This is a genomic window from Shewanella sp. GutDb-MelDb, assembly GCF_002836075.1.
Lineage (GTDB): Bacteria > Pseudomonadota > Gammaproteobacteria > Enterobacterales > Shewanellaceae > Shewanella.
This window is the reverse complement of the sequence record NZ_PJBM01000247.1, coordinates 15,796-38,792: the sequence shown is the minus strand read 5'-3', so window position 1 is coordinate 38,792 and position 22,997 is coordinate 15,796. Positions and strand designations below refer to the sequence as shown.

General features: G+C 47.2%; 7 protein-coding genes. 5 read left to right on the top strand and 2 right to left on the bottom strand.

Going from position 1 to position 22,997, the window contains the following annotated elements:
* Nucleotides 1-64: 64 nt before the first annotated feature.
* A complete protein-coding gene (locus CXF82_RS16320; protein ID WP_102044580.1) occupies nt 65-2,062 on the top strand; it encodes an alkyl/aryl-sulfatase in 1,998 nt (665 codons plus the stop codon).
* A gap of 82 nt (nt 2,063-2,144) precedes the next feature.
* Here CXF82_RS16320 and CXF82_RS16315 read toward each other — a convergent pair whose 3' ends face one another.
* Together CXF82_RS16315 and fusA are read right to left on the bottom strand one after the other, a co-directional pair.
* The gene (locus CXF82_RS16315; protein WP_102044579.1) at nt 2,145-3,056 is read right to left on the bottom strand and encodes a 4'-phosphopantetheinyl transferase family protein; all 912 of its coding nucleotides are present in this window, start codon (nt 3,054-3,056) and stop codon (nt 2,145-2,147) included.
* Between the two features lie 116 nt (nt 3,057-3,172).
* Complete coding sequence (fusA, locus tag CXF82_RS16310) at nt 3,173-5,206, bottom strand: elongation factor G (RefSeq protein ID WP_102044578.1); 2,034 nt, start codon at nt 5,204-5,206, stop codon at nt 3,173-3,175.
* A 363-nt stretch (nt 5,207-5,569) separates the two neighbouring features.
* Here fusA and CXF82_RS16305 point away from each other — a divergent pair, with 363 nt between their 5' ends.
* From CXF82_RS16305 to CXF82_RS16290, 4 genes are read left to right on the top strand one after another with little or no spacing between them, the layout of a single operon-like run.
* The gene (locus CXF82_RS16305; protein WP_101092702.1) at nt 5,570-6,436 is read left to right on the top strand and encodes a helix-turn-helix domain-containing protein; all 867 of its coding nucleotides are present in this window, start codon (nt 5,570-5,572) and stop codon (nt 6,434-6,436) included.
* Nucleotides 6,436-14,664, top strand: a complete 8,229-nt coding sequence (locus CXF82_RS16300; protein ID WP_102044577.1) for a type I polyketide synthase — start codon at nt 6,436-6,438, stop codon at nt 14,662-14,664. The genes CXF82_RS16305 and CXF82_RS16300 overlap by 1 nt, the downstream gene beginning before the upstream one ends.
* Nucleotides 14,664-17,042, top strand: coding sequence for a PfaB family protein (locus tag CXF82_RS16295; protein WP_308304387.1), 2,379 nt, complete (start codon nt 14,664-14,666; stop codon nt 17,040-17,042). The genes CXF82_RS16300 and CXF82_RS16295 overlap by 1 nt, the downstream gene beginning before the upstream one ends.
* Complete coding sequence (locus tag CXF82_RS16290) at nt 17,042-22,918, top strand: hotdog fold thioesterase (RefSeq protein ID WP_102044576.1); 5,877 nt, start codon at nt 17,042-17,044, stop codon at nt 22,916-22,918. The genes CXF82_RS16295 and CXF82_RS16290 overlap by 1 nt, the downstream gene beginning before the upstream one ends.
* The last annotated feature ends 79 nt before the right edge of the window (nt 22,919-22,997 follow it).

The following is a 22,997-nucleotide window of genomic DNA, read 5'->3' as shown; positions in this document are numbered from 1 at the left end:
AGGCTCCCCTACTCTGCTAAGAGCCTGCTATGAACCTTCTATGAACGACCTTTGAGGAATCACAATGAAAATATCTCCGCTTACAATCGCGATCATCAGTAGCGTAACACTGGGCCTGTCTTCAACTGCAAATGCTGCACAACATGAACACGACCATATAACCGTGCACTATGAGGGCAAGGCCGCGACTGCAGATACGATTAAGCATAACCAAGCCATTGCCCAAACGCTCAACTTTGCAGATACCACCGCATTTGAGCAATCATCTAAGAATCTTATCGCAAAATTTGATAAAGCGACTGCAGACATTCTGCGCGCTGAATTTGCCTTTATTGGTGAGCAAACCCCCGATTCGGTCAACCCATCACTTTATCGTCAAGCTCAACTTAATATGGTGCCTAATGGCTTATATAAAGTGAGCGACGGGATCTATCAAGTACGCGGGACAGACTTATCAAACCTAACTCTCATTAAGGGCGATTCTGGTTGGATTGCTTACGATGTATTACTGACTAAAGAAGCGGCTAAGGCGTCACTGACCTTCGCACTAAAACACTTGCCAGAAGGCAGTGAACTTCCTGTGGTAGCCATGATCTATTCTCATAGTCATGCTGACCACTTTGGTGGTGCTCGCGGCGTTCAAGAGATGTTTCCTGACGTGAAAGTCTATGGATCACACAACATCGCCAAAGAGATTGTTGATGAAAACGTACTGGCTGGAAACGCGATGAGTCGCCGCGCAGCTTATCAATATGGGGCCACTTTAGGTAAGGATAACCACGGTATTGTCGATGCCGCGTTGGGCAAAGGTTTATCAAAAGGTGAAATCACCTATGTCGCACCAGACTACACCTTAAATGGCAAAGGCAAATGGGAAACGCTTAAGATAGATGGGCTTGAAATGGTGTTTATGGATGCATCAGGTACTGAAGCAGAATCTGAGATGATAACTTTTATTCCTTCAAAGAATGCACTTTGGAGCGGCGAACTGACCTACCAAGGTATGCATAACATCTACACCTTACGCGGGGCAAAAGTGCGTGACGCACTAAAATGGTCAAAAGATATCAACGAAATGATCACTGCCTTTGGCAGCAAAGTTGAGGTACTGTTTTCTGCACATTCGGCGCCAGTTTGGGGCAATGAAGAGGTCAATCAATTCTTGCGCCTACAACGTGATAATTATGGTCTGGTACATAACCAAACTTTAAGGCTGGCCAATAATGGCGTAGGCATTCAAGATATTGGCGATGCAATACAAGCGACTATTCCTGAGACTGTCTATAAAACCTGGCACACCAACGGTTATCACGGCACCTATAGCCATAATGCCAAAGCGGTTTACAATAAGTACTTAGGTTACTTTGATATGAACCCTGCCAACTTAAACCCATTAACAACAAAGTTAGAATCTGCCAAGTTTGTAGAGTATATGGGGGGCGCGGAAGCAACGGTTAAACGAGCCCAAAGTGACTACATCCAAGGGGAGTATCGCTTTGTTGCTACAGCATTAAACAAAGTCATTATGGCCGATCCTAATAATGATACAGCAAGACAACTTTTAGCCGATACCTATGAGCAATTAGGTTATCAATCTGAAGGTGCAGGCTGGAGAAACATCTACTTAACCGGCGCCCAAGAGCTGCGTGTAGGCATTCAAAAAGGGGCTCCTAAAACAGCATCAGCAGATGTGATTAGTGAGATGGATATGCCAACCTTATTCGATTTTTTAGCCGTGAAAATCGATAGCCAAAAAGCAGCGAAACACGGTCTAGTGAAGATGAACATCATCACGCCAGATACCAAAAGTATTCTCTACATTGAGCTTAGCAACGGTAACTTGAGTAACAATGTGGTGGATGATGAACAAACAGCAGATGCTAACCTCATCGTCAATAAATCAGACGTGACCCAAATCCTACTTGGCAAGACAACCCTCAAAGCACTACTGGCATCGGGTGATGCTAAAATTACAGGCGACAAAACAGCCTTTAGTAAAATAGCGGGCAGCATGGTGGAATTCAATCCAGAATTTGAAATTGTGCCAACACCTAAGAAATAACAAGCCAAGAAAGCTAACACATCACAAGGGACGCATATCGCGTCCCTTCTCTATCAGCCATATTGACACCGCTTCCCCAGCGCTAAGCCATCGCTTTAACGACATCATTAATCGAGGCTATTTCTGCGTCATACTCGATGGGTTTGTGTTGGCAACTTAGCCCTTTAACACTAATAGCAAAGCGATAATCGTCATCCAAATGTCCCAAAGCACAATGCCAATTGGCCGCTTCCTCCACCAGCGTGTCATTTGTAGCAGCAACCATCACCTCTGTTTTGCTGCTAAAGAGCTGTAAAGCAACCCCCTGCTTGAACACCATCTGCTGACTAAATCCCGATTTTAACTGTCCAAATTTAGTGTGTTCGCTCGATTTAAGTGCCAATATACGCTGCTCCATTGTGCTTAAATCAAAGCCAAACGATTTAAGCGACAACGCTAAACCCAACCCTTTAGCCTTGATATAAGACTCTTTCAATGCCCATAAATCAAAGAAGCGATCACGCTGTAACTCATTGGGTAAAGCAAGTAACGCGGCGGTTTCTGGCTCAGAGAAGTAGTGATTTAATATTGAATGGATATTGGTACTTGTGCGGCAGCGCTCAATATCGACTCCCAGCTCCAGTGTCGATGGAACCTTGTCCTCTATAGGCTGTTGATGGATAGCTAACAGCAACCAATCGCCACTATGGCTAAGATTAAAATCTATTCCTGTTCGCTCAAACTGAGCTTGCGTTAACCGCGGTTTACCTTTTTCACCATATTCAAATTGCCACTCATCAGGCTGTAATTTTCCATGGTGAGACAACAATGCGCGTAAATATCCGCGAACCATCAAACCTTGTACTTTGGCGGTTTGCTGAATATAACGATCGACCTTGTCAATTTCATCTTGTGGTAACCACGAGCGGATCGTCGCCGCTATTTCACTCTTAATCAATGAAGATGATAACGGGCAGAAATACAAGTTTACGCAGGGAGGATTAGAGTTAGACAACGACAGCTCAATAACGGTGATTTATAGGATCATTGTGGCCTCTTTTACCGCAAAACAACAGAGGGGCATACCGCAAAATAGCGTGTAGCCCCACAAGATGTTACATAACATACTGATTATTCAATTAACGCCAAAGCCTTAAATGCTTTATCAGGAATAATGCCATAGCGACTAAAACTCATCGAAAAGACACCATCGCCACCCGTCATCGATTTGAGCCTGGTGGAGTAATCGCCAACATTCGCCAGTGGTGCTTCAACGCTCACGACAACAATGCCACTAGCCTTAGCTTGAGTGCCACAAATAATGCCCCTAGAAGCGTTCATGTCACCCGTGATTTCACCGACATGACTTTGCTCTACCGAGATCTGCATATCAACAATAGGCTCTAAAATCACAGGTTGTGCCAGTGCAACTGCATCAATGAAGGCTTTCTTACCCGCCATAACAAACGCTATCTCTTTCGAATCAACATTATGATGTTTGCCGTCTAATACCGTGACTTTGATATCCTGCATAGGGAACCCGCCAAGCGCGCCAGCTAACATGGCTTCGCGAACGCCTTTTTCAACTGCGGGTATATATTGACTCGGTACAGTCCCTCCCACCACCTTACTGACAAATTCAAACCCTTGCCCCCGCGGCAGTGGTTCAACCTTAAGTTCAACTTCGCCAAACTGCCCCGAACCACCTGATTGTTTTTTATGCCTAAAACGGGCTGCAGCCTCTGCCAATATCGTTTCTCGATAAGCGACGGCTGGTGTATCTGTGTCCATATCGACATTAAACAAGGTTTGCGCTTTTTCTAATACTATTTGCAGATGGAGATCCCCCAGCCCTTGTAAAATAGTTTGTCCCAGTGCTTCACTGCGTCTAATCTGAAGGCTGGGATCTTCCGCCACTAATTTATGCAGCACTTCGGATATTTTTTGCTCATCCCCGCGCCGCTTTGGTGATACGGCTAAACCAAAAATGGGCTGAGGCAGCTTAATTTCAGGTAGATGAAACTCGTCTTCATCGTGGCTATCATGTAACACAGCGCCCACTTCTAGTTCATCAATTTTGGCTATCACGCAGATATCACCTGGAATGGCTTGGCTAACATCAATCAGTTTATCCCCCTGTAGCTTAGCCAAATGGCTCACTTTAAAGGGCTTGCGTCCGTGACCAACAAACAATTTCATTCCAATATTTAACGTGCCTTGGTAAAGCCTAAATACACCCATTCGGCCGAAGAATGGATCAATTGACACCCTAAAAACATGTGCTAATACGTGATCATTTGGACTTTGGCTGACATCGATCGGCACAGCATCTTTGCCAAACCCTTTAACAAATAGCGGCGGATTGGCTTCAAGTGGATTTGGCAGTAATTTCACTAACAGTTCTAGCAACGAACCTATGCCGATATCTTGTTCTGCACTGGTAAAACAAACGGGCACTAGATGCCCCATACGCAATGCAGTCTCAAGCGGAGCATGCAGCTGCTCTGGCGTTAACGACTCGCCCTGATCCAAATACAGCTCCATAAGCTGCTCATCTTCTTCAAGCACTGTATCGACTAACTCATCACGGGCGGCCTGTGCCCCGATAAAGGCGGTTTCAGCTTGTTCATCACAATGAAGATAGCAATCAACGACTTGGTCGGCTGCGGCATTGGGCAAGTTAATGGGCAGACAACGATGGCCAAATTGTTGCTGAATATTACCCAATAACTCCGCTAATCCAGCTTCATTACCATCAATATGGTTAATCGCAATGAGTACGACTTTGCCTTGGCTACGCGCTGCTTCAAATGCACGTTTTGTAACGGTTTCAATACCAACACCCGCATGGATCACCAATAGCACCGACTCAACACCCGGTAGCGGCAACAGTGCACGGCCGAAAAAGTCGGGTAAACCGGGAGTATCGATAAGGTTGATGTGGTGGTTGGCGTAATCAAGATTGAGAAATGAAGGTTCTAAGCTGTGGCGATGGGATTTTTCTTGGGCAGTGAAATCAGCATGATTTGTGCCCTTATCGACCCTGCCTTTTAAGGTTATCGCATTCGCACGAAACAGCAATGCTTCTAATAACGAGGACTTTCCTGATCCTGTGTGTCCGAGCACAGCCAAATTGCGGATCTGCTCAGTGTTGAACTCAGCCATAACGGCCTCCTTTGTCACATTATTAAACTTAGGTGTTTTCAATAAGACAATATTCCGGAGTTGTTAACACCAAGTATAAACGTGTAACAAAGTACAATATTTGACCTAGGTCACTCTTTAACCCATTTACGTTACTTGGTACACAAAATAACACTTTAACTTACAAGTGTTCGCTGAATCTGGTCGTATCTGTAATTATTAAGTCCCAGGTGATTGTATTGCCCTGAAACCTGATGTAGTCTGCTCATCCAGTAGTCAAATTATACCGATTAAATTACGATGTACGGTGAACTCTCGCGAAGTTTACTCGTCACAAAAACGTAATCAAGTCCCAGTAGATTATTAACGGATACCGCTAAATTGATGGCTGAGCAAGTTAATGAAAGTGTAAGTTCGGAAAGCACTAATTCGAATAAGCGTACGCAAAGTACCACTGAAACTCGGCACAGCAATGCCACCACGACACCAGAGATGCGTCGATTCATCCAAGAGTCAGACCTCAGTGTCAGTCAACTTTCAAAAGTGTTGAATATCAGTGAAGCTACAGTTCGAAAGTGGCGTAAGCGTGATTCAATAGAAAACACGCCTAATACACCGCACCATCTCAACACGACGCTAACGCCGCTACAGGAATATGTTGTTGTTGGATTAAGATATCAGCTGAAAATGCCACTCGATAGATTACTGACAGCCACGCAGAAATTTATTAACCCTAATGTTTCTCGCTCAGGACTGGCGCGCTGCTTAAAGCGCTACGGGGTCTCCCGTGTGGGCGATATAAAAAGCCCGCATGTACCGATGCGCTATTTTAATCAGCTGCCGATCACCCAAGGCAGTGATGTAAAAACCTATACCTTGCATTATGAAACGCTAGCGCAGACTTTAGCGTTGCCAAGCCCTGATGCAGATAATGTGGTGCAAGTGGTCTCTTTGACTATCCCACCACAATTAACCGAACAACAACCCAGCTCAATCTTGCTTGGCGTCGATCCTCATAGTGACTGGATCTACCTCGACATCTACCAAGATGGTAATACCCAAGCAACCAACAGATACATGGCCTATGTGCTTAAACATGGGCCGTTCCATTTACGAAAGTTACTTGTCAGTAACTATCAAAGTTTTATACAGCGCTTTCCTGGTGCGACGCCAAATCGCCGCACCTCAAAAGACAAGCCCAAAACAAACAATAAGATGCCTGAAAAACAAGCATCCACTGGAGACTCATAATGAGCCAGACCTCTAAACCTGAACAATCATCAGCTACACCAGAGCAAGCACAAGACTCGCAAGCTGATATTCGCTTAAATAAACGTTTAAAAGACATGCCAGTGGCAATTGTTGGTATGGCGAGCATTTTTGCTAACTCGCGTTATCTCAACAAGTTTTGGGATCTTATCAGCGAAAAAATTGATGCTATCACCGAGTTGCCAGACACCCACTGGAAGAAAGAAGATTACTTCGATAGCAATAAAAGCACGCCAGATAAAAGCTACTGTAAGCGCGGTGGCTTTTTACCCGATGTCGACTTCAACCCTATGGAGTTTGGCCTGCCGCCAAATATCCTAGAACTGACTGACTCATCACAGCTACTGTCTTTGATTGTCGCAAAAGAGGTCCTTGCCGATGCTAACCTGCCTGAAGGTTACGACAGAGACAAAATAGGTATTACGCTAGGCGTGGGTGGCGGACAAAAAATCAGCCACAGCTTAACAGCGCGTCTGCAATATCCTGTGCTTAAGAAAGTATTTGCCAACAGTGGCATTAGCGACGAAGACAGCGAAATGCTGATCAAAAAGTTCCAAGACCAATATGTACATTGGGAAGAGAACTCGTTCCCAGGTTCACTCGGTAACGTGATTGCCGGCCGAATTGCTAACCGTTTCGATTTCGGTGGTATGAACTGCGTGGTTGACGCTGCATGTGCAGGCTCTTTAGCCGCTATGCGTATGGCGCTTAGTGAACTTGTTGAAGGTCGCTCAGAGATGATGATCACTGGCGGCGTCTGTACCGACAACTCGCCTTCTATGTACATGAGTTTTTCAAAGACGCCTGCATTCACCACTAACGAAACGATTCAGCCATTTGATATTGATTCAAAAGGGATGATGATTGGTGAAGGTATCGGCATGATCGCGTTGAAGCGTCTTGAAGATGCTGAGCGCGATGGCGACCGAATTTACTCGGTCATTAAAGGCATGGGGTCTTCATCAGATGGTAAGTTTAAATCTATCTATGCACCACGCCCTGAAGGTCAAGCAAAAGCGCTTAACCGCGCTTATGACGATGCTGGTTTTGCACCGCACACGTTAGGGCTTATCGAAGCGCACGGAACAGGTACTGCCGCAGGTGACGCCGCAGAATTTGCCGGTCTGTGTTCAGTCTTCAGTGAAGGCGATGACACCAAGCAGCACATTGCTCTTGGCTCAGTGAAATCACAGATTGGCCACACTAAATCAACCGCGGGTACCGCTGGACTGATTAAAGCGGCTTTAGCACTACACCATAAAGTATTGCCAGCAACGATTAACGTTAGCCAGCCGAGTCCAAAGCTTGATATCGAAAACTCGCCTTTCTATCTCAATACTGAAACACGCCCTTGGTTACCACGTGTCGATGGTACGCCGCGCCGTGCGGGTATTAGCTCATTTGGTTTTGGTGGTACTAACTTCCACTTTGTATTAGAAGAGTACAAACCAGAACATAGCCGTATCGACAGCGAAAAAGCAAAATATCGCCAACGCCAAGTGGCGCAAAGCTTCCTAGTCAGTGCTCAAAGCAAAGATGCACTCATCAAAGAACTGAATGCATTAGCAGCCTCAAGCGCTGAATCTGCCTTTAACCTTAAAGATGCTGCTGAAAACTTCACAGTACGTGAGCTCGCCGCCAACGCACCGCGTATCGGCCTTGTCGCCAATAACGCTGCAGAATTAACCACCTTTATTAAGCAAACCGTCGCTAAGCTATCAAATAGTGATGACACTCAATGGCAACTACCGGGTGGCATCAGCTACCGTGCTAGCGCCATTGTCGATGCTGCAAACAAAGCCTCAGGCAAAGTCGCTGCATTGTTCGCTGGTCAAGGTTCGCAGTACCTCAACATGGGACGCGACCTTGCTTGTTACTACCCAGAGATGCGTCAGCAATTAGTCACTGCAGATAAAGTGTTTGCCGCCAACGACAAAACACCTCTATCGCAAATCTTGTATCCAAAACCTGTCTTTAATAAAGATGATGTGAAGACACAAGAAGCGGTATTGACTAATACCGCTAATGCGCAAAGCGCTATCGGCGCTGTTTCAATGGGTCAATACGCACTATTTACTGCAGCTGGTTTTAATGCCGATATGGTTGCAGGTCACAGCTTTGGAGAGCTAAGCGCATTATGTGCTGCTGGCGTTATTTCAGCTGACGACTATTACAAACTGGCCTTTGCCCGTGGCGATGCCATGGCAACTAAAGCCGCGGCTAAAGACGGTGTTGAAGCTGACACTGGTGCCATGTTTGCCATCATTCATAAAGCGGATGATTTAGCCACGCTTGAAAGTACTATCGCTAAGTTCGATGGTGTTAAAGTGGCTAACTATAACGCGCCGACACAATCAGTCATTGCCGGCCCTACAGCCACAACAGGCGACGCTGCAAAAGCACTAAGTGAGTTAGGTTACAAAGCGATTAACTTGCCAGTGTCAGGTGCTTTCCACACCGAGCTTGTCGGTCACGCTCAAGCGCCTTTCGCTAAAGCAATTGATACTGCCAAGTTTACCAAGCCAAGCCGCGCGTTATATTCAAACGCAACGGGTGCACTCTACGACAATACAGCTGCCAAGGTTAAGGCGTCGTTCAAGAAACATATGCTTCAATCAGTGCGTTTCACTACGCAACTAGAAGCTATGTATGATGCTGGCGCGCGAGTATTTGTTGAGTTTGGTCCGAAGAACATTTTGCAAAAGCTAGTACAGGGTACGTTGAGCGACAAGTTAAACGAACTTTGCATCATCTCTGTTAACCCAAGCCCTAAGGGCGACAGTGACCTACAGCTTAAACAAGCTGCAGTGCAACTTGCCGTTGCGGGTGTGCAACTTGATAATATCGATCCATACCAAGCTGATATTGCCGCGCCAGCTAAACGCTCACCGATGAATATCACACTGAACGCTGCTAACCATATTAGCCCAGCGACTCGCGCTAAAATGGCTAAGTCGCTTGAGACTGGAACAGTTACAAGCACAATCATCATCGAAGAGAAAATCGTCGAAAAGATTGTTGAAGTTGAAAAAATCGTCGAAGTGCAAACTGTTATTGAAAAAGAAGTAGAGAAGATCGTGGAGATTGCAGTACCAATGTCTAATGAGCATGTAGCGCCTAATGGCCAAATCGTTCCAAGTGCAGCCGCACAACCTGCCAAAGTTCAGGCAGCAAGAGTTCAGCCAGCAACCGTCAGTGTTAGCACTGATGCATTGTCGCAGTTCTTTGCCGCGCAGCAACAAGCAGCGGAGCTGCATCAGCAATTCCTTAGTATTCCACAGCAATATGGTGAGACGTTTACCACCTTAATGACTGAGCAAACTAAACTGGCTGGCGCAGGTGTTGCTTTACCTGAAAGCTTGCAACGTTCGATGGAGCAGTTCCATCAGCTACAAGCACAAACAGTACAAAGCCACACTCAATTCTTAGAGATGCAAGCAGGCAACAATAATGCCGCGCTTAACATGCTTAACGGCACTGCGATTGTCAGCCCAGTTTATGCGCCTGTTACTCAAAATCTTGCACCTGCACTAGCAGCACCTGTTGTTGCAACAATCGTTGCGCCAAGAGTAGCGGCTCCTGTAGTTGCTCCAGTAGTGAATGCGCCACACGTTACAGCGACGCAAGTTCAGCGCCAAGCTGCACCCGCAGCGCGTATCGAACCTGTTGCCGCGCCAGTTGTCGCTGCACCAGTATCTCCTACAGTCAGCGCGACTCTGTCTGCAGAGAAGGTACAAGCGACCATGCTTGAAGTTGTGGCAGAAAAGACTGGTTACCCAACCGAGATGCTTGAACTTGAAATGGATATGGAAGCCGATTTAGGTATCGACTCTATCAAACGTGTTGAGATTTTAGGTACTGTGCAGGATGAGCTACCAGGCTTACCAGAGCTAAGCCCAGAAGATTTAGCCGAGTGTCGTACACTGGGTGAAATCGTTAGCTACATGAACAGCAAACTCTCAACAAGTGCCGCTGAAGGCTCTCAACTTTCTTCAAATGTTGCTCCTCAAGTAAACGTAGCTCCAGTAACTAATGGCCTATCAGCAGAAAAAGTACAGGCGACCATGATGTCTGTTGTTGCTGAAAAGACCGGTTACCCTACCGAGATGCTCGAGCTTGAAATGGATATGGAAGCCGATTTAGGTATCGATTCTATCAAGCGCGTTGAGATCTTGGGTACTGTGCAAGATGAGCTACCTGGTCTGCCTGAGCTTAACCCTGAAGATTTAGCTGAGTGTCGTACTCTTGGCGAAATCGTGGCTTACATGAACAGCAAACTCTCAACAAGTGCCGCTGAAGGCTCTCAACTTTCTTCAAGTGTTGCTCCTCAAGTGAACGCAGCTCCAGTAACCACTGGCCTATCAGCAGAAAAAGTACAGGCGACCATGATGTCTGTTGTCGCTGAAAAGACCGGTTACCCTACCGAAATGCTCGAACTTGAAATGGATATGGAAGCCGATTTAGGTATCGACTCTATCAAGCGTGTAGAAATTCTAGGTACAGTGCAGGATGAGCTACCAGCTCTGCCTGAGCTTAACCCTGAAGATTTAGCTGAGTGTCGTACTCTTGGCGAAATCGTTAGCTACATGAACAGCAAGCTTTCACCAGCAGCAAGTGTTAACGAAGCGCCAGTGACTGCAGTTTCATCTAACGACCTATCTGCTGAGAAAGTACAAGCGACCATGATGTCAGTGGTTGCAGACAAGACCGGTTACCCAACTGAAATGCTTGAACTGAGCATGGATATGGAAGCTGATCTTGGTATCGACTCTATCAAACGCGTTGAAATTCTCGGTACGGTACAAGATGAGCTTCCTGGTCTGCCTGAGCTTAACCCTGAAGATTTAGCAGAGTGTCGTACTCTTGGCGAAATTGTTAGCTACATGAACAGCAAGCTTTCTACATCTGCAACACCCGTTATTAATGAAGCACCTGCTGCTTCAACAGCAACTAGCGGTTTGAGCGCAGAGAAAGTACAAGCCACCATGATGTCAGTGGTTGCAGACAAGACCGGTTACCCAACTGAAATGCTTGAACTGAGCATGGATATGGAAGCTGATCTTGGTATCGACTCTATCAAACGTGTTGAAATTCTCGGAACGGTACAAGATGAGCTTCCAGGTTTACCTGAACTCAACCCTGAAGATCTAGCAGAGTGTCGTACTCTTGGCGAAATCGTTAGCTACATGAACTCTAAGCTGTCTGCTGAAAATTCTACAGCACCAAGCACAAGCGTTGCAGACACTTTACCTTTACAAGCCGCTGAGGGCTCGCTCTCTGCAGAGAAAGTACAAGCCACCATGATGTCAGTAGTTGCCGACAAGACTGGCTACCCAACTGAAATGCTTGAATTGAGCATGGATATGGAAGCTGACCTTGGTATCGACTCTATCAAGCGCGTTGAGATTTTAGGGACTGTACAAGATGAGCTTCCGAGCTTGCCTGAACTCAATCCTGAAGATCTAGCCGAGTGTCGCACCTTAGGCGAAATCGTTAGCTATATGAACTCTAAGCTGGCTGATGGTTCTTCAAGTGCAACAGCAACTCAAACAATTGCAGTCTCTGCAGAGCCAAGTGTTGAACTACCACCTCATAGCGAGGTGGCGCTAAAAAAGCTTAGTGCGGCGGACAAATTAGAAAACTGTTTCGCCGCAGACACAAACGTTGTGATCACAGATGATGGCCACAACGCAGGTGTACTAGCAGAGAAACTGGTTAAACAAGGGCTAAAAGTGGCTGTTGTTCGACTACCTGAAGGCAATGCTCATTCACCGCTTTCAAGCGATGTAGCAAGCTTTCAAGCAACATCAGCAGACGAAGCTGGTATTAACGCTGTCATTGCACAAATCGAGCAACAGCTCGGTGCAATCGGTGGATTCATTCACCTACAGCCAGAAGCCAGTGATAGTAATCAAGGCGACGCAGTAAACTTAAATGAGCAAAGCTTTAACCACCTGAGCCAAGCGTTCTTATGGGCTAAACTGCTGCAACCAAAGTTGACTGTCGATAACAATGCACGTCGTTGTTTCGTGACAGTCAGTCGTATTGATGGTGGCTTTGGCTACCTCAATACTCAAGCATTACAAACTGCAGAGCTTAACCAAGCGGCGTTAGCAGGATTAACTAAAACACTCGGTCACGAATGGCCAACTGTTTTTTGCCGCGCATTAGATATCGCCACCGATGTTGATGCAACGCACTTCGCAGATGCTATTACCAACGAGCTTTTTGATGCCAATACCCAATTACCTGAAGTGGGTATTGCAACCGATAAGCACGGCGATATTAGCCGCGTAACCTTAATTGCAGGCGAAGCGAGCAATAAATCGGCGAAAGCAGAGCTAAACAGTTCAGATAAAATACTGGTGACCGGGGGAGCTAAAGGCGTCACGTTCGAATGTGCACTAGCCCTAGCCCGTCGCACTCAGTCTCACTTTATCTTAGCGGGTCGTAGTGAATTACAAGCATTGCCAAGTTGGGCTGCGGGTAAGCAAACCAGCGAGCTTAAATCTGCCGCTATTGCGCATATTATCGCAACGGGTCAAAAGCCAACGCCAAAGCAAGTTGATGCCCTAGTGTGGCCAGTGCAGAGCAGCATTGAAATCAATACTGCATTAAACGCCTTTGCTAGCGTCGGCGCATCAGCTGAATACGTCAGCATGGATGTCACCGATACCACTGCTATTAGCGCAGCACTACAAGGTCGTTCAAGCGAAATAACCGGCCTAATACATGGTGCTGGCGTACTTGCTGATAAGCATATTCAAGACAAAACACTGGCAGAGCTAGCACGAGTTTACGGCACTAAGGTTAATGGCCTTAAAGCACTGCTTGCTACACTTGAGCCAAGTAACATCAAACTGCTAGCGATGTTCTCATCGGCTGCAGGTTTTTACGGCAACACTGGCCAAAGTGATTACGCCATGTCTAACGACATCCTTAACAAGGCGGCGCTGCAGTTCACTGCTCGCAACCCACAAGCTAAAGTCATGAGCTTTAACTGGGGCCCTTGGGATGGCGGCATGGTCACAGCAGCATTGAAGAAGATGTTCACCGACCGCGGTGTATATGTCATTCCTTTGCAAGCAGGCGCTGAACTATTTGCGACTCAGCTACTCAGTGAGACGGGGGCACAGTTGTTAGTTGGTACCTCTATGCAAGGCGCTGACGCTTCGACTGGAGCAGCATCTGTAAAAAAGCTTAATGCGGGTGAGGTGCAAACTGCATCGCGCTCGCAGCATGATGCAAAAAAGTTCGGCCACGGTCAGCTAACTGCAGTCACACTCACTCGTCGCCTTAACCCCAATGCATTGGTCTTTATTCAAGACCACCGCATTGGCGGTAACCCTGTGCTACCCACGGTGTGTGCTATCCAATGGATGCGCGAAGCGGCAAGTGAAATGTTAGGTACTTGCGTAAAGGTGATTGATTACAAATTACTGAAAGGCATTGTATTTGACGACTTAGCGCCGCAAGAGATGACGCTAGCGTTAACCCCATCTGATGATGGCAAGACGCTTAGCGCCCTCATCAGTAGCCAAGGTCGCCCGCAATATAAAGCGACATTAATCGCCAGCAGTGATAGCGACTTTGACAATGCATCTGTCCGTACACAACCGCTAACACCGGCGATGTATGCGCTAGATGCAAGCCAAGCGGTAACCACTGCAGCAACCCTGTATGCCAACGGAACCTTGTTTCATGGTCCACGTTTGCAGGGCATCGACACAGTGACGCAATTTGATGACCACAGTTTAATCACCACAGTGAAACTCGCTGAGGTTGATGCTAATGACTGCGCTCAGTTTGTTGCACAATCACATGTCGGTGGTTGCCAGCCCTTTGCTGAAGATTTGTTACTGCAAGCGATGTTAGTCTGGGCCAGACTTAAACATGGCGCGGCTAGCCTGCCCTCATCAATTGGTGAGTTTGTGGTCAACAGCCCAATGGCATTTGGTGAGCGCGGCTTTATTAAGTTAGACGTGGTTAAAACCAGCGCGCGTTCGCTAGCGGCTAACGTGGCTCTGTACCATGAAAATGGTGAGCTAAGCGCTAAGATGACCGCGGCTAAAGTGACCATTAGTAAAAGTCTGAATGATGCGTTTATCGCCCATTCAACTCTTTCGAATGACAGCACACTTGTTCATAACAGCACACTTGTTCATAACAGCACGCTCGCTCATGACAACACGCTTGGCGAGGCTAAATAGTGACCACTAAACCACTAAGCCCAGCGACTGAGTCAGCCATCGACAAAATTGCGATGCCACTGCGCATCGCACTTTTGGTGTTGCCATCAATAGAGCTAAACAATGATGAACTGACAGCATTGCTGCCAGAACTTAACCGCACTGATTTTAACCGCTCTGTTGTTAACAGCTCAGGGCTTAACAACCCTGGCTCTAACAGTGCAGAGCTAGCCTCTACACAAGAGGCTTCGTTAGTCGACAGTATTGTGAAAATCACTGTCGATGACTTTAAAGACGCTAGTTTTGAAAAACAGTTAGACCGCACAATTAGCGCCATTGAAGATGGTAAGTTAGTACAGCTAAACACAACCGAGCATGCGTTATTAATGATGCCCGCGTTGAAAGCGGCCCAACTTAGAATACATCCACACGCACAGCTCACTGCCATGCAGCGAGCTAATACCAACAGCAACAGTGCAGATAGTAGCTTGACGAGTGCACTCGCGCAGGCAAAGCGTGACGGTGCACATTTAAGTAAGCTTGAGCAACATAATGACCTTGATAGCAAAGCGCAGTTCGCTGCCGTGCATCAACTTATTAGCCAACTTGCCAGTCGCACTCACTATCGAGATGAGCTTAATAACGGCGTAGCATTAAGCCCAAAGCAAGCCAGAAGCCATTATTGGTTTACCGAGTATCATCAAGCCCGCGTTGCAGCTATTAGCTTTAACAATGGTCCGCAATCGGTGAGCTTTGTGATAGCTCAAGGCACTGGTTTTATCGCGGCTAAATCTTTACTTAATCATCAGCGTTTACAGTTTATCGTGTGCGGTGACAACCAAGCAGAGCTTAGCCTTGCGATTACCACGTTAGCGGCAGAACTTGAAGCCCTAACGACTGAACACTCTGGGCACACTGCTCACAGTGATACCAGCGTGTTGCAAGCCATGGTCAATAATTTAAAGCAGTACAAAGCAAATAGCGCTAAAACAGAGACAAAAGCTCAGCTTTGTGCCGTACTCAATGCGACTTCAGTTGCCGCTATGCAGCTTGAACTAAGTGCATTAAAGGCAGCAGTGGCTAAAACCATTGCCGAGCAGACACAGTACAAAACCCCAAGCGGCAGCTACTTCACCGCTCATGCGCTGGGTAATCAAGCTGAGGCAGGCCTTGCCTTTGTCTATCCTGGTGTTGGTACGGTTTACGCCGACATGTTAAGTGAACTGCATCAATACTTTCCAGCGCTATATGCCAAACTTGAACGTGAAGGCGATCTAAAATCTATGCTGCAAGCTGAGCAGATCTATCATTTAGATCCCAAGCATGCAGCCGCGATGGACTTAGGTGACTTAGCCATTGCGGGTGTTGGCAGCAGTTATATCCTGACGCAGTTATTAACCGATGAATTTAAGGTTCGTCCAGACTTTGCATTGGGTTACTCTATGGGTGAAGCGTCGATGTGGGCCAGTCTTGGGGTGTGGAAAAATCCCCATGAGTTGATTAGCAAAACCCAAACAGATGCTCTCTTTACCTCGGTGATTTCAGGAAAATTGACCGCCGTTAGACAAGCGTGGCAACTGGGCAATAATGAGCCCGATATTGTCTGGAATAGTTTTGTGGTTCGCAGCCCAGCAGCGCCTATCAAAGCTTTGCTAGTCGATTACCCGCGCGCCTATATTGCGATCATCCAAGGCGATACTTGCGTCATCGCAGGCTGCGAAAGCCAATGTAGAGCGTTACTGTCTGCACTGGGTAAACGTGGCATTGCGGCTAATCGAGTCACCGCCATGCATACTCCCCCAGCAATGGTGGAGCATCACAATGTGGTTAGCTTTTATCAGCAACCGCTTCGAGACGAACTGCCCAATGAGATTAAATTCATTAGCGCAGCAAACCTCTGTGGTAGTGAGCCACGCCATCAAGCGATTAACCAAGCGAGTCAACTCAATAGCCAGCTTGTCGCCCAATCGATTGCCGACACCTTTTGTCATACCTTGGACTTTACCGCGCTTATCCATAGCGCCCAACGTCAAGGCGCGAAGCTATTTGTTGAGCTTGGGGCTGACAGACAAAACTGCACCTTAATTGACAAGATTGCGAAGCAAGATAGTCAGGATGCAAACGCAGCCGCGCTACTTGAAAACGCACCTTGCTGCACTGTGCCAATGAATGCAAAAGGCAGCAGCGATGCCGTCAACTTAATTAAAGCACTAGGGCAACTGATTAGCCATGGCGTGCCAATGTCAGTCACACCGCTTATTGATGGACTAGTGCGCGAGATAGCCCGCACCACCTTATTGAGCAAGCAACGACCGAATAGCACTGGCCAAGGCCAACAAGACCGCAGCAATGCTGTCGCTTCGTCCTATGACACTACATCACTCAAAGGGGAAGTCTAATGTCTGTAACAGACAACACTTCTAACCACGTTTCGAGCAAGCAAAGCAAGATTGCCATCGTCGGTTTAGCCACTCTGTACCCAGATGCTAATAGCCCGCAACAGTTTTGGCAGAACTTACTCGATAAGCGAGATTCTCGCAGCACCTTGACCGATAAAAAGTTAGGTGCAAACAGCGCTGACTACCAAGGTGTGCAAGGCCAGTCAGACCGTTTTTATTGTGATAAAGGCGGCTACATTGAGAACTTCAGCTTTGACTCAGCCGGCTACAAACTCTCTGCTGATAGCTTAGACGGTTTAGACCATAGCTTTTTATGGGCACTCGACACCAGTCGTAAAGCCCTTGAAGATGCTGGTATTTCACTTGATAACGATGAATTACTCAGCCGCACAGGCGTTATCATGGGCGCATTGTCATTCCCGACAGAGCGCTCAAACGACCTGTTTTTACCGATTTATCACAGTGCAGTAGAAAAAGCGCTGCAAGATAAATTGGCCAGCAACAACTTTAAGCTCAGCCCGACCAATGCAGACACTGCCCGAGCCAATAACGAAGCAACCCTTGAAAGTGCTAACGGCGCAATTGCCCACAACACTTCTAAAGTGGTTGCGGATGCATTAGGCCTTGGCAGCACCCAGCTTAGTCTTGATGCCGCTTGTGCCAGCTCAGTTTACTCACTCAAACTTGCCTGTGATTACTTAAGCACGGGCAAAGCAGATGTGATGCTGGCGGGCGCAGTTTCTGGCGCAGATCCGTTCTTCATCAATATGGGATTCTCAATCTTCCATGCTTACCCAGATCATGGCGTATCAGTGCCATTTGACGGTGATAGTAAAGGCTTGTTCGCCGGTGAAGGTGCTGGCGTATTAGTGCTTAAGCGTCTTGAAGATGCCGAGCGTGACAACGATAAAATCTACGCCGTAGTCAGTGGTGTCGGTTTATCGAATGACGGTAAAGGCCAGTTTGTACTGAGCCCGAACCCTAAAGGTCAGGTAAAAGCCTTCGAGCGTGCCTTTGCTGCCAGTGATATAGAACCAAAAGACATTGAAGTGATTGAATGTCATGCCACCGGAACGCCGCTTGGGGACAAAATAGAGCTCACCTCAATGGAGACCTTTTTTGGAGACAAGCTGCAAGGGTCGAGCGCGCCGCTTATCGGTTCAGCAAAATCCAACCTAGGCCATTTGCTCACCGCGGCAGGAATGCCAGGGATCATGAAGATGATCTTTGCCATGAAAGAGGGTTTATTGCCGCCAAGCATTAACATTAGCGATGCGATTGCATCACCTAATAAGTTATTTGGTAAAGCCACACTGCCAAGCTTAGTCCAAGGTTGGCCAGATAAAGCCAGCAATACGATAGCAGGGGTTAAAACCCGTCATGCTGGTGTGTCGGTATTTGGTTTTGGTGGTTGCAACGCGCACCTGTTACTTGAATCTTATACGCCAACCTCCGCTGATGCTCCCAAGCTAAAAGCGGTTGTTGCACCTGCGGCACCAGCGCCGCTTAAAATTGTCGGGCTAAGCTCGCACTTTGGTCCACTGAGCAATATTAATCAGCTGGATACCGCCATTGCAACTAATAGCGATGCCTTTATTGCCCTGCCAACCAAGCGTTGGAAGGGCTTAGAAAAGCATCCTGAATTATTGGCTCAGTTTGGCCTCAACGGCGCGCCAAAAGGCGCTTATGTTGATAATTTCGAACTGGATTTCTTACGCTTTAAACTGCCACCGAATGAAGACGATCGCTTGATCTCACAGCAACTGATGTTGATGCGAGTCACCGATGAAGCCATTCGTGATGCCAAGCTACAACCGGGCCAGAAGGTGGCTGTGTTAGTGGCGATGGAAACCGAGCTAGAACTGCATCAGTTCCGTGGCCGCGTTAACTTGCACACTCAGTTGCAGCAAAGCCTTGCGGCGATTGGCGTGAACTTAACGGCAGATGAATATCAAGCACTCGAAGCGATTGCAATGGACAGCGTCCTTGATGCCGCAAAACTGAATCAGTACACCAGTTTTATTGGTAACATCATGGCGTCTCGCGTGTCATCGCTGTGGGACTTTAATGGTCCAGCCTTTACCATCTCTGCAGCAGAGCAGTCAGTCAGCCGCTGTATTGATGTGGCGCAAAACCTGATGACTGAAGACAACCTTGATGCCGTCGTTATTGCTGCAGTGGACTTGTCTGGCAGTTTTGAGCAGGTGATCTTAAAGAACAGTATTGCTCCAGTGGCCATGACGCCTAATACTAATACAAGTACTAATACTGGTAACAGTTGGAATGTGGGTGAAGGTGCAGGTGCGGTTGTCTTGGTTAAAGATGAAAGTACCTCTGGCCGTGCCTACGGTCAAATTGATGCACTGGCATTTGGTCATACGCAGCAACTATCAAGTGTTACCGCTACCCTTTTAAGCCAAGCTGCAACCAATAGCGCCTGTGTTAGTGTGCTAGAAACCAACATCGCGCCAGGCAGCTTAACGACCACAACAGCAAGCCACTCGCTTAGCGCAGCGTTTCCTAACGCGATGACCACCAGCGCAGATAGCCGTGTTGGCCACTGCTTTGCCGCCGCCGGTATGGCAAGTTTGCTGCACGGGTTATTAACGGTTTCGCGCACGAAAGTGTCTAATAGCAAAGCGATAGTGACCAACGTGAGCGAGAATCAAGTTTCTCAGCTGCTGCTAAGCCAGAGCGATATCGAGCAACAAGCGCTGCGTGCACGTTTAGCCAGCGAGCTAAAATCTGACGCCAAACATCAGCTAATAAAACAAGTGACCTTGGGGGGTCGTGACATTTATCAGCATATTTATGATGCGCCGTTAGCTGCTCTAAGCTCGATTCAGAACAAATTTGCCAATGGTAGCGCTTCTAGCGTACGCCCGCTGCCAAGCAAACCTATTATTGCCAGAGCGCAACAGACAGCTCAGCAATCTACCTTACCTATGAGTACAACAACTGCCCCCGTTCCAGTAACAGCTGCTGTTTCGGCTCAAGCATTAGGCACTTTATCTATGACGACTCAAGTTAAACCGACTCAAGTAAGCAATACAGCCACTGCAATTGACGTATCAGCAGGTGACTTAGCTGCGTTTCAACAGAATCAGCAATTAGCGCAGCAAGCGCATCATGCCTTTCTGAAAAGTCGCTCAGCAGGAATGCTGGTTGCCGATGCACTATTAAAGCAACAATTGGCACAAGTTACCGGCCAAGCAATCGTATCAGCACCGGCACCCGTGTTAACCGCACCAGCCACTATACAAGCTATGCCGGTAAGCGCTGCTAACGTCGCTGTCATTGCGCCGGATCATGCCAACGTCGCGCCTTATATTGCGCCAAGCCCTGCGCTTAAACCTTGTATCTGGAACTACGCCGATCTTGTGGAATATGCAGAAGGCGATATTGGCAATGTATTTGGTAGTGATTACGCCATCATCGACAGTTATTCGCGTCGCGTTCGCCTACCCACCACAGATTACCTGTTGGTATCACGTGTCACCAAACTTGATGCCACCATGAACGAGTACAAGCCTTGTTCAATGACCACTGAATACGACATCCCTGAAGATGCGCCTTACCTAGTCGATGGCCAGATCCCATGGGCGGTTGCGGTAGAGTCTGGTCAATGTGACTTAATGTTGATCAGCTATTTGGGTATCGACTTTGAAAACAAAGGTGAGCGTGTTTATCGCCTACTTGATTGTACTCTGACCTTCCTTGGCGATTTGCCACGTGGCGGCGACACCTTGCGTTACGATATTAAGATCAACAACTATGCTCGTAACGGCGAAACACTGTTGTTCTTCTTCTCTTACGAGTGTTTTGTTGGCGACACCATGATCCTTAAAATGGACGGCGGTTGTGCTGGTTTCTTCACTGATGAAGAACTGGCTGACGGCAAAGGTGTTATTCGCACTGAAGACGAAGTTAAAGCCCGTAGCTTAGTCGTAAAGAAAACCTTTAACCCACTGCTAGATTGTCCTAAAACCAGCTTTAGCTACCCTGAGATCCATAAACTTCTCAGCGCAGATATCGAAGGCTGTTTTGGTCCTAGTCATCAAGGGGCAGCTCAACCGTCACTTTGCTTCGCATCAGAGAAGTTCTTGATGATCGAACAAGTGAGCAAGATTGACCGCAATGGCGGCACTTGGGGTTTAGGGCTTATTGAAGGCCATAAGCAACTAGAGGCAAACCATTGGTACTTCCCTTGTCACTTCCAAGGTGACCAAGTGATGGCAGGCTCTCTTATGGCTGAAGGTTGTGGTCAACTATTGCAGTTCTATATGCTGCACCTAGGTATGCACACTCAAACGCAAAACGGTCGTTTCCAACCGCTTGAAAATGCATCGCAACAAGTGCGTTGTCGCGGACAGGTATTGCCACAATCTGGCGTACTGACTTACCGCATGGAAATCACTGAAATCGGTTTTAGTCCTCGCCCGTATGCCAAAGCCAATATCGACATCTTGCTTAACGGCAAAGCCGTGGTTGATTTCCAAAACCTAGGCGTGATGATAAAAGAGGAAAACGAATGTGTTCGCTACCCTCTTTTAGAGCGCACGGCAGAGAAACAAGTACCGAGTGCATCAACTAAGCAAGGCTACCAAGCTGCATCAGTTAACGCCCCGCTAATGGCGCAAATTCCTGATTTGAGCAAAGCACCGAACAAAGGCGTTATCCCAATTTCACATGTCGAAGCGCCTATCACGCCGGACTATCCAAACCGTGTGCCTGATACTGTGCCGTTTACGCCGTATCACATGTTTGAATTTGCTACGGGTAACATCGAAAACTGCTTCGGCCCAGAGTTTTCAATCTACCGCGGCATGATCCCACCACGTACCCCTTGTGGCGATTTGCAAGTCACCACGCGTGTTATTGAAGTTAACGGTAAACGTGGCGAATTTAAAAAGCCTTCATCGTGTATTGCTGAGTACGAAGTGCCAAGCGACGCGTGGTATTTCGACAAGAATAACCACGCATCCACCATGCCATACTCGATATTGATGGAAATTTCACTGCAGCCTAACGGCTTTATTTCAGGTTACATGGGCACCACATTAGGCTTCCCAGGACTTGAACTATTTTTCCGTAACCTAGATGGCGCAGGTGAATTACTGCGTGAAGTGGATTTACGCGGTAAAACTATTCGCAATGACTCACGCTTACTTTCTACGGTAATGGCCGGCACCAACATCATCCAAAGCTTCAGCTTCGAACTCAGTACTGATGGTGAACCTTTCTATCGCGGCACCGCAGTGTTTGGTTACTTTAAAGGTGAGGCGCTGAAAGATCAGCTTGGTCTGGATAATGGTAAAGTGACTCAACCTTGGCATGTTGCAAAAGGCATTGCCGCAGACACCACAGTCAACTTACTGGACAAAGGTGCTCGTCACTTTAATGCACCAGCAAGCCAACCACATTACCGTTTGGCCGGTGGTCAGCTTAACTTTATCGACAGTGTCGAGATTGTTGATAATGGCGGCACTGCAGGTTTAGGTTATCTGTATGCTGAACGTACGATTGACCCAAGCGATTGGTTCTTCCAGTTCCACTTCCATCAAGATCCAGTGATGCCTGGCTCACTAGGTGTTGAAGCAATTATCGAAACCATGCAAACTTATGCGATTAGCAAGGATTTGGGTGCGGGCTTTAAAAATCCAAAGTTCGGCCAAATTTTGTCGAACATCAAATGGAAGTATCGTGGTCAGATCAACCCATTAAACAAGCAGATGTCTATGGATGTCAGCATCACTTCAGTCGAAGATGACAAAGATGGCAAGAAGGTCATCACCGGTAATGCCAGCCTAAGTAAAGATGGTCTGCGTATTTATGAAGTGTTTGATATTGCCATCTCTATCGAAGAAGCCCTTTAATGGCTGATTAGCTTGCTATTGTCGCCATGCTTCCTTGTCGAAGGTGCTCACCTATAAATATAGGCTGCGCGCCTTCTCC